At 42.7% G+C, this 13213-nt stretch carries 12 protein-coding genes; 7 read left to right on the top strand and 5 right to left on the bottom strand.

The annotated features are described in order from the left end of the window. Positions 1–99: 99 nt before the first annotated feature. The 6 genes from HQR03_RS10325 to HQR03_RS10300 all read left to right on the top strand — a co-directional run bounded on the left by HQR03_RS10325 (position 100) and on the right by HQR03_RS10300 (position 5891). A complete protein-coding gene (locus HQR03_RS10325) occupies positions 100–1230 on the top strand; it encodes a tetratricopeptide repeat protein (RefSeq protein WP_173240112.1) in 1131 nt (376 codons plus the stop codon). Positions 1231–1244: 14 nt separating this feature from the next. Continuing rightward, positions 1245–1946: a hypothetical protein gene (locus HQR03_RS10320; RefSeq protein WP_173240111.1), complete on the top strand. Its 702-nt coding sequence runs from the start codon at positions 1245–1247 to the stop codon at positions 1944–1946. Positions 1947–2054: 108 nt separating this feature from the next. Beyond that, complete coding sequence (locus HQR03_RS10315) at positions 2055–2753, top strand: hypothetical protein (protein WP_173240110.1); 699 nt, start codon at positions 2055–2057, stop codon at positions 2751–2753. Between the two features lie 23 nt (positions 2754–2776). Continuing rightward, entirely contained in the window at positions 2777–3445 is a 669-nt protein-coding gene (locus tag HQR03_RS10310) for a hypothetical protein (RefSeq protein WP_101211352.1), read from the top strand. Positions 3446–3469: 24 nt separating this feature from the next. Continuing rightward, a complete protein-coding gene (locus HQR03_RS10305) occupies positions 3470–4444 on the top strand; it encodes a WG repeat-containing protein (RefSeq protein ID WP_101211353.1) in 975 nt (324 codons plus the stop codon). A 658-nt stretch (positions 4445–5102) separates the two neighbouring features. Continuing rightward, positions 5103–5891 (top strand): YdcF family protein, encoded by a 789-nt coding sequence (locus tag HQR03_RS10300; RefSeq protein ID WP_173240109.1) that lies wholly within the window; start codon positions 5103–5105, stop codon positions 5889–5891. A gap of 56 nt (positions 5892–5947) precedes the next feature. On the opposite strand, the gene HQR03_RS10295 is transcribed toward HQR03_RS10300, so the two are convergent. From HQR03_RS10295 to HQR03_RS10285, 3 genes are all read right to left on the bottom strand, one after another. Beyond that, positions 5948–6490, bottom strand: coding sequence for a DUF3124 domain-containing protein (locus HQR03_RS10295; protein ID WP_173240108.1), 543 nt, complete (start codon positions 6488–6490; stop codon positions 5948–5950). A 97-nt stretch (positions 6491–6587) separates the two neighbouring features. Next, the gene (locus HQR03_RS10290; RefSeq protein ID WP_025653236.1) at positions 6588–7289 is read right to left on the bottom strand and encodes a potassium channel family protein; all 702 of its coding nucleotides are present in this window, start codon (positions 7287–7289) and stop codon (positions 6588–6590) included. Positions 7290–7428: 139 nt separating this feature from the next. Then, entirely contained in the window at positions 7429–9189 is a 1761-nt protein-coding gene (locus HQR03_RS10285; protein WP_101211355.1) for a TrkH family potassium uptake protein, read from the bottom strand. Between the two features lie 247 nt (positions 9190–9436). Here HQR03_RS10285 and cls point away from each other — a divergent pair, with 247 nt between their 5' ends. Further along, complete coding sequence (gene cls / locus HQR03_RS10280; RefSeq protein ID WP_173240107.1) at positions 9437–10888, top strand: cardiolipin synthase; 1452 nt, start codon at positions 9437–9439, stop codon at positions 10886–10888. 43 nt (positions 10889–10931) lie between these two features. Here the strand turns inward: cls and HQR03_RS10275 are convergent, their stop codons facing one another. Both HQR03_RS10275 and mraY read right to left on the bottom strand, forming a co-directional pair. Further along, positions 10932–11918, bottom strand: coding sequence for a putative RNA methyltransferase (locus HQR03_RS10275; protein ID WP_173240106.1), 987 nt, complete (start codon positions 11916–11918; stop codon positions 10932–10934). Positions 11919–12092: 174 nt separating this feature from the next. Beyond that, positions 12093–13211: a phospho-N-acetylmuramoyl-pentapeptide-transferase gene (mraY, locus tag HQR03_RS10270; RefSeq protein ID WP_025653232.1), complete on the bottom strand. Its 1119-nt coding sequence runs from the start codon at positions 13209–13211 to the stop codon at positions 12093–12095. Between the last annotated feature and the right edge of the window lie 2 nt (positions 13212–13213).

Raw genomic sequence — 13213 nt, 5'->3', positions numbered from 1 at the left:
TATGGATTTTTATAGTGAGGTAATAATAGCAGGGTCTGATATGGATATCTTAAACTGATGGGTATTTAACTATGAGATTATTTCAAATTCGTGTAACATTTGTTTATTTTCACTTTGAGGCAAAGCATGGTTTTAATACGACATTTTATCCAAAAAATGGCAATAGCAATACTAGCACTGAGTATCAGCTGGTCAGTATTAGCGGCAAATTTTGAGTCTATTAAAGCATTAGCTGAATCAGGCGATGTTCAGTCTCAGCTTGAGCTTGCTAAGCACTATCAGACGCTCGTAAAACCAGACTATCGTATTTTTAATAATGAACCTATCGACTTCTATTATGAAGGTAAAGACGTAGATAAAAATGCTAAAAAAGCTTTAAGTTGGTATTTAAAAGCAGCTAACCAAGGTAATACTGTTGCCCAAGCGAAGGTTGGCGGTATTTATCATGATGGTATATATGTCAAGCTAGATTACTCCGAAGCCTTTAAGTGGTATCAAAAATCGATTAAAGAGGATGTGGCCGAAGCACAGTTTGGCTTAGGGCTAATATACGCTTACGGTAATGAAGTGCCTAAAGATCTAAAAAAATCAAAATATTGGCTTACAAAAGCAGCAGCACAAGGTTATGCCCCTGCTTTGTTCCATCTGGCGTATGACTATCAAAATCATTATGGCGATGACGAAAGCCAGAAAAAAGCGCTTGAACTGTTTAAACAACTGGCGAATACAGAGAGTCAAAATAGTGAATATGCTGTTCGCTCTTACTATGCACTAGGCTTTATGTACTATGATGGCTATGGTACTGAAAGGAATTATCACCAGTCGGTATACTGGTATCAAAAAGCTGCTGAACAAGGTCATGATACTGCTCAACTGGAACTGGGAAGAATGTACTCTAGAGGTGAAGGCGTACAAAAAAATCATGAAGAAGCCCTAAAATGGTATACAAAAGCAGCAAATCAAAGAAATATCTTGGCACAAACAGGTCTAGCATGGATGTACTACCATGGTAACGATGTCGAACAGGATTATACGCAAGCTTTTAAGTGGTTGAACAAGATAGTAGAGAGCGGTAAGGACGACCACTCAATTCAAGCAATGCTTGCGTCGTTATACCTCAATGGTGATGGTGTCGCTCAAAGTGATGATGAAGCAATCAAATGGTACGGTAAAGCCTGTCAAAATGGCAATCGCTACAGCTGTAAGCAATATCTAGAATTAACCCAATAATAGAAATAAACCATATGAAAACAATTGCATTCTGTCTACTAGCTAGCCTAGCTCTAAGCGCTTGTACAACGGGTATAAAAAGTAGCTCGACCATCAATAATCCCGACTCAGATGTAACTCAGTTCCCCGTTGAGACGGCTGTGATAAATATTTTTACCAAAGAATATAGCGACTCGCTATACAGCCTGCTTCCTGATAAAAAATCTTTAGAATTTGACTATAAAATAATACCCAAAGCAGCGTCTAATTTTGAAAATCAACAGGTTCAAAGCGTACAATCAATCTCTAGTACTAGCATAGATAACGAAGTGATAACTAGAAATGTCAGAATGAGTTACTTTACTCTCAATCCTTTCCTATTTAAAGGCTATACGAGTAGCTCAGGAGAATATAGCGTAGCTACACAAAGCGCTATCCTCCCTAGAGTAGCGAGTGTAGGTAGCTCTGGTAAGTCTGTAGCTGCAATAGTGTATTCAGATAGTAGCAAAAGCAACCAAATAAGATCTTATACAGAAAAGTGGTCATTATCAAAAGCCAGTCAGAATACAGCATGGTTTTGTATAGAAGAACTGGCACACGGTAATTTAGCTTTTAAGAAAAAGAAAATTCAATGTTTTGAAATTGACGAACATGGCGATATTTTAGATAGTAAAATAATAGAAACTTATAAAACAGAAGTTGGTGTTAAAACTATAGAAGTAATAAGTAGATTATGAAGATAAAAGGTTCTACTACTAACCAAGCTACAATGTATTTGCATTAAAAAAATACGTCATAGCTAAATAAATATTATAAAAACCTATAACTTATTAGCGAGTTAATTTATGAAAGTATTAGCATTAATAGCAGTGGTAGCTCTAGGCCTAAGTGCTTGTACTACTATGAATAACGATGTGATAACCCCAAATAAATCAAACCAAATAGTCACGCAATATCCTGTAGAGACCGCCCTACTCAATATCTATACCAAAGCGCGTACTGATACCCTGATACAAGCCAATGACAATCAAAACACAGTGCTTGAGATAAAAGTCGTTCCCAAAGGGAAAATGACATTCAACAACCAGCAGGCACAAGGTGCCGAAACTGCTTATACCATAAAATCAGATGGCATCATCGATCAGCAGCTAATATCAATCAATTACTATACCCTAAACCCTGCAAAGTTCTATGGCTTTACCAACAATCTAGGGGAGTACTCGGTAGCTAATCAAACCTCTGATATGCCCAAAATGGCAACTATAGGCGACTCAAGCGAGTTTATCACTGAGAGTGTCTATAGCGACAGCAGTCAAGATAAGTTAATCAGCAAATATACTCAGAGTTGGTCGCTGAAACGCGCTACTAATGATACCGCTTGGTTTTGTATAAACGCTTCAGAAAATCTGCTATTGAATGACGCCAATGGCACTATGTCTGAATGCTATAACATCAACGCTAAAGGTGATTTATTAAGTACTAAAGTAGTAGATTCAAGCCCATTAGAAGACGGTGTTAAGAGAATAATTTATAACAGTCTGTGATAGGTATAAATAAGGATGAATATATGAGAATCTTAAGACTATGCTGTGCGGTTGTTTTGCTTGCTGGCACGACTATACAAGGTCATACAAAACCACTCAATGATAGCGTGCAATATCCTATCTCTGCGCCATTATCTCAGTTAATTACTGGCAATTTCGTTAAAATAATAGCACTGTCTAATGAAGGTATGATCTCAAAAATAACGACCACCCAAACTCGAAAAGGCCAAGTTAAGGTCGATAATAAGACAGCGTTCACTGTGGTGAACGATAACGTAATGACCCTCAACAGCAAGCCTCTAACTTCTGCAACACTCACACGCTACTACAGCTTAGATCCGCTGACCAGTCATGGCTCACCTGATCAAGAAGCGCTAGACATTGACATAACGTTCAGTGCCTTACCTACAACAGCCGCTATCGGTGACTCGGGTGAATTTGCGAAAAGTGTGATGCCAACAGAATATGATAATGACCTAACACAGACAGCCATTCAAACCTGGTCGCTTAAGCAAGCCACTGACAATACTGCTTGGTTGTGCCTGCACACCACTCTTACGGAGCCCTCATCACCAGAGGACGTTGCTGCGGATGAGTGCTATCAGGTTACGCGCAGTGGTGCTATCGTGGATATGAAAATTACGGTCCCACCGCCGATACAAGTGCAGTTGGCGACTATCAACTTTTCATAAGAAGACCTATTGAAAAGGACTCATATGAAAGCTCTAGGATTATGTACATTACTAGCTTTCTTAATCGGCTGTACAGCAGCCGACGTAGCGACGGATTCATGGGGAACAAGCGTTATGCCCTCATCTTCGAGTGATAGCACGCGTGGTGTCAGTCCCGACTTGCCCGTTGAATATCATAGCTCAATAGAAGGTCATGACGACACTTGTGGATTTAAGAACAGCGCTGGGAATGTTATTACCCCTGCTATCTATGATCATTGCGGTGAGTTCCATGACGGCATGGCTTACGTGACGCACGGTTATGACACGATTGGTTATGTCGATATTCAAGGTAAGGTTGCCATACCTGTTATTTATCCTATCTTTTTTGACTTCGTACCTGAGATGCATAATTTTAGTGAAGGTCGAGTTGCGGTTTATAAAGATGACAAATGGGGCTTTATGGACAAGCAAGGCAAGCTCGTCATTCCTTATGTCTATCGCTATGTTGGAGATTTCTCAAATGGACTGGTAACGGTGTTAAGAAATGAAAAATTTGGTGCCATTGACAGTAATGGCGATACCGTCATTGATTTTCGATACCAACAGCTTGGCAACTTTAAGGAAGGTCTAGCAAATTTTAGTCTGACAGATGACCAAAAAGTAGGATATATAAACACTAAAGGTCAGCCAGTTATTGCCTCTACATGGGATGCCGCATTGGATTTTTCTGAAGGTCTGGCGGCGGTAGGTGTCGGAGATAACGATAAGTTGAAATGGGGATTTATTGACCACGCAGGTCGAGTAGTCATTGAGCCAAAATATAATGCAGCCTCTCCCGATGTGGGCGACTTATCTTTATACACAGATGTCAGCGACGGTTATTTTATCAATGGTCTGGCCACTATGTACTTAGAAGGTGACCAAATCACGCAGGTCATTATTGATAAGCAAGGTAATGAAATTAAGCGTCAAACTTATGACAGTTACGACGATATATTTGGCGAAATTTCTTTTTAAAAGATCTTTAGTGAATGGGAAGGAAACCTTAATAACCAAAAAACGCTTTTTAGTGATAGTATATGTTTGAAACTAAATAATGCTTTAGAAATATTTAGTTACGATTAATCATGAGATAAATCCCATTATTTACCTTACATCCAATACTACAAACCTGTTGGTCTATTTGATGGTCTAATACTTAGCTACAGTATATTAAATACATTTATATCAATCACTTGAAAATATAGTTAGACTTCCTCCTTCACCGCCAATCTTATTCTGCTTTATCAAAGCCTCTAGTTTTCCACTCTATCCAAATTTCTTTAAAACATCTCCTAAGTGTTAAGCAATAACGCTTAACTTTATCTTGCCTGATTTTTCTAGTCATTCCTATTTAAACTTATTTACTAAACCCCGCCCGCGCCTTTACTGGACGCCTCGCTGTTTTTTCTCAGTATCCCAGCTGCTATTTTTTGAGTATCAGCCACTACTGTCATCGACATGAATGCCCTATCTCCATGAGCGCTGATGGGTCTTAAACAGCTCATCCGTCAATATCTTATAATCAAAATATTATATTTTACTAAAAATCTAAGTTAACGGTAGCTAGCTCAAGGATTATATCGTTGGTATTATAATTATCTTGCAGTTCATTAAACACAAGCAGTTTTCAGCTATGTCCAAAACCTTACTCATCCGTATACTCCTACTCATTGTCGGTATCATCATCACCATAGACTGCGCTGTATTGATGATTATTGGCAAGATTAACTTTGGCTCAGTAGTGCCATTTATTATTGGCGTAATTTTTGTCATTCATGGCATTTACTGGGAACGAATTCGCCGTTTCATCAGGCATCACCCTCTATTTAAGCGAGTATGGTATGGCTTATGGGGCTTATTTATCCTATGGCTTATCAGCTTTATGGTGTTTGTTTGGTCACTGCAGCAGCAGATTAAGCAGAGCAAACAACCTGCGCCTGCAGTGGCAGCGATTATTATACTAGGCTCTGGCACCGTGGCTGGTAAGCCCACACCCACGCTTGCCAAGCGTTTGGATACCGCCGTACCCATTATCAATGCTCAACCAAACGCGCTGGTGGTGACCAGTGGCGGCATTGGTTTTCAACGGTCACGTAGTGAGGCCAACATCATGGCGACTTATCTAAATGACGCGCATGACATCTCATTCGAGCGTATCTTACAAGAGGGCAAAAGCACCAGTACCGAGGAGAACTTACGCAATAGCCAAACCCTATTAGCAGCACATGATATCTCTAGCAGCGCCCCTATCGCTATCGTGACCAGTGATTTTCATACCATTCGGGCAGCAGCCATTGCAAGGCATCAAGGCTATCAACAGCCAATTACGGTGGCTAGCCCGACCCCTTTATCCATTCGTTATAATGCATGGTTTCGAGAATATTTTGCCTTTGCCAGTGGTTGGCTGTTGGGGGAGTATTAAAAAGCTCACAGCACTTCACAGCCCTTATAAGTAAGTTTTTAGTAATATAACATTTATCAATGTATAACTGGCGTGCCTTGCGTGGTAAAGGCAAAGGCTTTATTGCTAAAGTTGCCTATCATCACCGCCTCAATGACTGGGGCGACGGTCTCATCAATACCTTCGACTTCAATGATGAAGTTAGCTCCAGAGCCGCCTTTGTCTTCTTCTTTTTCGACAATATAATTGAGCGTGCCCATTGCTGGTAGCTCGATAGGTTTATTCAGATATGATTTTACGAAAGCCCCACGGGTATCGTAGTAATCGATTTTATTGATATAAAGTGATTTTTTTAAGGTGGTATTACGCACACTCAAAGTCGCAGACAGCAAGACCTTACGATTGTCTCTATCGGTATAAATGTCAGAGTAAATCGGCACATAAAAGGTTTGCTGATAGCCAAGTTTACTATGATCAATTTTTGAGGTGATCTCCAGCTGTTTGATTGGGTCTTTTTGCCCTTCTGACAGCATGACATTCGGGTCTTGCGACGATTGATCACAGCCTGATAATAGTGCCGTCATGGCAAGCAGTAGGATGGATATGTGACGCTTATTCATAACTTTCCCTTTTATAATGTCATAGCGCGGCTATTTAAATAACGCTTATGTCGTCATTAATAGGTAGACAATATACCCTTTATTTAGATTTAGCCCGCTACTGCACTTTTACCCCAACGCTACGCAAAAACTGGTTAATATGCTTGTTTGCGCCATAGATTATCAAGACATCTTTATCTTGTAGCACCTGCTCAGGCTCGGCCAATCCTTCGATACTTGGCTTACGTTGCGTACGTCCAAAGCTATCTTCATAATACTCATAGCGCATGGTACTAAGCAATCGAATATTGAATTTTTGCTCAAGCTGTAAGTCGTCGACGGTCTTTCCAATCAAGGCGTTTGGAATACTAAGCTCAACGATACTAAAATGATCGGTAAGCTCAAACGAATCTACAAAGTAGCGCAGTGACAAGCGTTTTGCCCAGCGGTCAGCGGCTTCTTTTTCGGGCAAAATAAGATCGTCCACACCGATGGCTTGCAGCACTTTTTGGTGCAATGGATTGATACTGCGGCTGATCAAGCGCCGTGCTTTTAAGGTCTTAAATAGCGCCGTTGCCATGACATTTGCGCCTTGGTCTTCGCCGATTGCGACCACGACGATATCGGTATCGATAATGGGTAAACCGGTGACGGTATACTCGTCGGTGGCATCCATACAGACGGTATGCGAGATGACTTCTTTATAAGCCTCGACTTTTTGCATACTGCTATCGATAGCAATTACTTCGTGACCTTGACTGGTCAACGCTATACCCAGCGATGAGCCAAAATTCCCCAATCCTACGATGATATATTTCATATTGTCCTTTTTGTGCCTTAATAATAGTGCCACACTTGAGGTAATAGAACTTTAATTAACAAAATCTTAGTTAACAGGTTCAATTAGCAAGAAATCATTTAATAACAAATCATTTAATAACAAATCATTTAATAACAACTTAGTTAATAGTAATCTCTTCCGTGGGATAGCGATAGTTACGCTCGCGCATGTTTTTGAGTAAGGCGATAAACAGGGTCAACATGCCCACCCGTCCAACGAACATAATCACCGAAATCACCATTTTGCTAAAATCCGACAACTCGGTGGTCAAATTCAAACTCAAACCGACGGTGCTATAAGCAGAAAAGCACTCAAAAACCACTTTAATCAAATCCAGCTCAGGTTGATCATAACTGATGAGCGTCACCCCAGTCCCAATGACCAATAACGACAGCCACATGATAGAAAAGGCGCGACGAATCGAAATCTCAGCGATTTCCCGTTTGAAGACTTCTACTCTCGTCTGCCCACGCGCCAAACTCAAGGTATTTAATAGCGCAATGGCAAAGGTGCTGGTTTTGATACCACCGCCCGTCGAGTTCGGTGACGCGCCAATCCACATCAAAAAAATCGTCAACATAATCGTCGGAAAGGCTAGGTCACCCATATCAATGCTATTAAACCCAGCGGTTCGCGGGGTGGCAGCGGTAAATATCCCTGTCACTAACTTGCCATAAAAACTGCCATGGTCAGCCAACACGCCATTATATTCAAACAACATGACCCCAATGAGTCCGACTAGCAACAGTGCACCCGTGGTAATCAGAGTGATTCGGCTATTGATATTGAGCAGCCACGGGCGATAAGCGTAGCGCTGATTGCGACAATATATCAGGCGCTGGGCACGATAGCGTAAATACCGCAGCACATTGACCACAATCACAAAGCCCATACCGCCAAAGATAAAGGTAATGCCAATAATCAGCTGCAGAGGATAATTAAAGCGCAGCGCGTCATCATATAAGCCCGCACTAAAAGTAGAAAATCCGGCATTACAAAAAGCCGAAACCGCATGGAAAATGGAAAAAAATAAGCGCTCGGATACGTCCATGCCGGGTAAATCGTAAATACTGGCGTAAATGAATGCCGCCGCCAACGCCTCAACAGCAAAGGTGACATATAAGATAGATTTGAGGGTTGCCACCACATTACCCGTACCGCGCATATAGGACATCTCACTGATGCTCAGCTGAGTCTCGTAGCTGACACCGCCCTTAAAGAAATAGCTAAAATATGTGACAAAGGTCAAAATCCCTAGACCGCCTATTTGGATCAGACCCATAATAATGACTTGGCCAAAGGTCGTGTAATAGGTCGCGGTGTCTACCACGATAAGCCCAGTAACACACACCGCACTGGTCGCAGTAAATAATGCATCGATAAATGATAAAGGCTGGGTCGTCGCGTTGGGCATCATTAATAGCAAGGCGCCAACCAGTACCACCGACAAAAAACTTAGAATAAAGAATTGGGCTGGGTTCAAAAAAGTACGGTCGAGATTGAAGTCGTGATCAGAGATTTCACGGATAAAGGTCACTAGTACCGCAACCTTAATCGCAACAAAGCCATCAACGGAAACCGCCAAGCCTGAGCGTATTAAATCGGTGAAATGCGCCACGAGTAAAATGACGATAGCGATACTGGTCAACAAGTCAAAGACGGCCACTTTGTTAATCGTTAGCGGTTTTTTGCTATAGAGGTAACGCCCTGCCGTGACGATAAAACCTAAAAAGATAATGAGCAAATAAAAGAGATGAAAAACATGCTGTAGCCAGTTCGGTAGCGTAAAACCACTATCGAGAAGCGCCACTGCGACCCCAATGATGCTAATAAAAATCGTAAAATTATTAAGTAATCGATAGCGTATGGCGGCGTGCATAGCCTGAGTCCATGAGAGGAATAACCACGATATTTATACTCCTTTTTTTGACTATTAACTAAGACTGATTTTAGAAAATCGTAACCAGTTATGAACGAATTATCGAAAGTGATTAAATGGACTGACCGTATTGATGACAATCTGATGACAAGTTGGCTACGGTCGAAATGAGATGCCACGATAAAGTACGGATTATTAAATAAAGGCTGCAGCACCCTGCATAACAATAATCACAAAGGACGGCGCCATGGTACTGGACATCTTATTAACCATTCATTTTATATTACTCGTGCTGATATCCTTACGGATACTCTCGCGTCATGATTTGACCTCATCGGCTAGGCTAGCATGGATGGTGGTGCTGTTTATATTGCCTTATGTCGGCGTCGTGGTTTACTGGATGTTTGGTGAGATACATTTAGGGCGTAACTTTAACCGCCAGCATGAGCAAATTATTAATAAACTGCATACCCACAATCCTGAAGTGCTCGGTAGCGACGCGGCTTTAACGCAAGCGATAAAACCTGAGTATCAAGCAGCGTTTGCTTACTCTGCGAACGTCACAGGCTTTCATACTACCGTGGGCAATCATGCGGAACTAATGGCGGATGCGGCAGAAACCCACAAACGAATGCTAGCGGATTTTGAGGCGGCAACCGATCATATTCATGTGCTGTATTATATTTGGCTGATTGATGGCACAGGTATCGATATCGCCCAAGCGCTAATGCGCGCAGCACGGCGCGGTGTGACTTGTCGAGCGACGGTCGATGGCATGGGCTCACGCAAAATGGTGGGCTCAAAGATATGGCAAGAAATGAAAAATGCTGGCGTGCAAGTCAGCGTGGCTCTACCGATTAGCAATCTTATAAAGGTATTATTATTTAGCCGAATTGATCTGCGCAATCACCGAAAGATCACCGTGATCGATGGCAACATTGGCTACTCTGGTAGTCGCAACTGCGCAGATCCTGAGTTTCGCGTAAAGCCCAATTTTGCCCCGTGGGTCGACATTATGCTGCGCGTTGAAGGACCAGTAGTGGCACAGAACCAGATGCTTTTCGCCAGTGATTGGCTGATTGAAAACCCCGATACAGCGGTCGAGAGCTTTTGTTATCCTACCGCACAACCAGACTCATCAGCCTCTACAGGCTTCGCCGCACAAGTCTTTGCCGATGGTCCTACCCAACGCTCGGGCGCAACGCCACAATTTTTAGGCGCGCTTATTAGCCAAGCCCAGCAAACCCTGACCATCTCAACCCCTTACTTTGTCCCAGATTATTCCCTAATCAATGTCTTGTGCGCCACCGCCTATCGCGGCGTAAAGGTCACAATGATCTTCCCCAAACACAACGACTCCTTAGTAGTCGCTGCGACCAGCCGCAGTTATTATTGGCAATTACTAGAAGCAGGAGTAAAAATTTATGAGTACAAGCCGGGATTGCTACATGCGAAGACCTTGACCGTCGATGGCCAGCTAAGCTTAATTGGCTCGACCAACTTAGATTTGCGCAGCTTTGATTTAAATTATGAAAACAATATTGTCTTTAGCGATAGCGCCTTAACCACTGACATCATGGAACGCCAGTCTCAATATATCGCTGACTCTGATGAAGTGACACGCGAGGAGGTCGAAAACTGGCCGCTACCCTATAGAATTTGGCACAATATTGTTGCTACCATGGGGCCCATCTTATAAATAACGGTTGGATGCTAGAGCGTGTCCTCATTATTTATCAGCGCTATTTATCAGCGCTTTTTTGCAAAACATAGACCACAAATTTTGCTTCGGTACTAAATGCTTGTTGTTCAACCGCTGCCAGTAACGCTTGTCTTTTTTCGCTACGGGCACGGTAGGCATAAGGGGTCATGGTCAGCAAATCAGCCAAGTCAGACGCTGATAATGTCATCTCGGTACTGACGCGATGCGTCTCTATTAGCGTAAAGTATGGTGCTAGCTCCTGCAAAAACTTATCAGAATCATGCTCGCGCACGCTATCAAATAGTGCATCGCGCATCGTTGCTAAATGTCCGACATCGGGCTTGGCAATGATTAGAAACCCCTTATCAGCCAATACCTTGGCAAAAGCCTCAGGCAAAATAGGACTAAAAATACTGCTGATACCCGTGACACTATGAGCACGAAGTGGTAGATGCGCCGCACTAGTGACTAACGGGTAAATCACCGTTGTCTTTTCCGCTTCGTCTTTATGTTGTTGATACCACAGCTGACTGGCTGCTTTGCTCACTTTAGCCAATTCAACCAACGCGGGCTTGCTGATATCAGCCGCTATCAAAGTAGTGATACTATCTGAGCCCATCTGCGCCATCGCCTGCGTGTAATAGCCTTCCCCGCAGCCGATATCCAACCAGTTGACAGGGTTTTTATCCTGAGCGTTTGCTGATGAAGTGATTGATGCAGTAATTGGCTCAGAGATGACCTCGTTTTGCGCTAATAATTGTTCCATTTGCTGACAGATCACTGTCTGTAGCGGCTCATAATGTCCAGCTGCTAAAAACCGCTTGCGCGCTTCAATAGATTGCTGACTGTCGCCCGGTGCTTTGGATTTTTTTTGTTGCACAGGCAGTAGATTGACATACCCTTGACGCGCCACATCAAACGGATGGGTGGTTTGCTTAGGGTTTAAACTACCATCACAGCGCCACGTATCGGCGGCAGGCTGCAGAGGTGACTGACAAAGGGGACAAATAAATAAGGACACAAGCATCTCAAGATCATCGCAATATGGCTACCATTTTAACAAAAATTGCGCAGGTTAATGGATAAAAGAAGCAGTTAAAAAAAGGTCTAAGAAAAACAAAAAGCCACCTCAGTGATTGCTGAGATGACTTTTTTAATCACATAAATACTTATTTACTACAGCACCTAGGTTAATACTATTTTAGCGCAACTTCAATGTCATCAAACCAAGTATGACCAATAAAATGGCGATAATCCAAAATCTAGCGACCACTTGTGTTTCTTTCCAGCCAATTTCTTCAAAATGATGATGCAATGGCGCCATCCGAAAGACACGTTTTTTGCGCAGTTTATAGGAGCCAACTTGCAGCATAACCGATAGTGCCTCGGCGACAAATAGACCACCCATAATGGCAAAAGCAATCTCTTGGCGGGTCATGACGGCAATCGTACCGAGCATCGCACCGAGGGCAAGTGCACCCACATCCCCCATAAAGACTTGCGCGGGATGCGCATTAAACCATAAGAAGCCAAGACCAGCACCAATCATCGAACCACAGACAATAATCACTTCAGAGTTATAGGCAATATAAGGGACATGCAAATAATCGGCAAAGCGTACGTCACCCGAGACATAAGCCATCGCGCCTAAACCAGCTGCAACTAATACAACAGGCAAAATCGCCAAACCATCTAAGCCATCGGTCAAGTTGACAGCATTGGAAGCGCCATTAATCACAAAATAGGTAAAGATAATAAAGCCAATACCAAAAGGTACGGCTGAAAACGGAATCATCCAATCCTTAAAAATGGGTATTAATAAATCCTGCATCTCGCGGGTGGTGGCGATGTCCGGTTGCAAGGTGGCGATATAATATAAAGACACACCGACGAACAATGCTCCCATCGACAACCAAAAGTATTTTTTGCGAGCAATCAAACCTTTGGGGTTTTTATATTTGATTTTGAGCCAATCATCAGCCCAGCCAACCGCGCCAAAGATAATCATCACGATCAGCAAAATCCACACATAAGGATTGTTAAGGCGTGCCCACAGTAAGGTCGATACCCCGATGGCGCTCAAAATCAATACCCCGCCCATGGTCGGTGTACCAGTCTTTGCCAAATGCGACTGCGGACCATCATTACGAATGGCCTGACCATACTTTAGTGCCCGTAGACGTCTGATGACCGGTCCGCCTAAAAACATACTAAATGCCAGTGCTGTGACGACCGCAAGTAACGCTCGTAGCGTCAACGAAGAAACCGCAGAAAACGGTGTATAATACTGGCCAAGCCAGCCAAACAACCAAACTAACACCG

Origin of the sequence: Psychrobacter okhotskensis (genome assembly GCF_013248965.1) — a bacterium.
GTDB lineage: Bacteria > Pseudomonadota > Gammaproteobacteria > Pseudomonadales > Moraxellaceae > Psychrobacter > Psychrobacter okhotskensis.
Note: the sequence above shows the minus strand (reverse complement) of the source record. Positions and strands in the feature narration are given on the sequence as shown.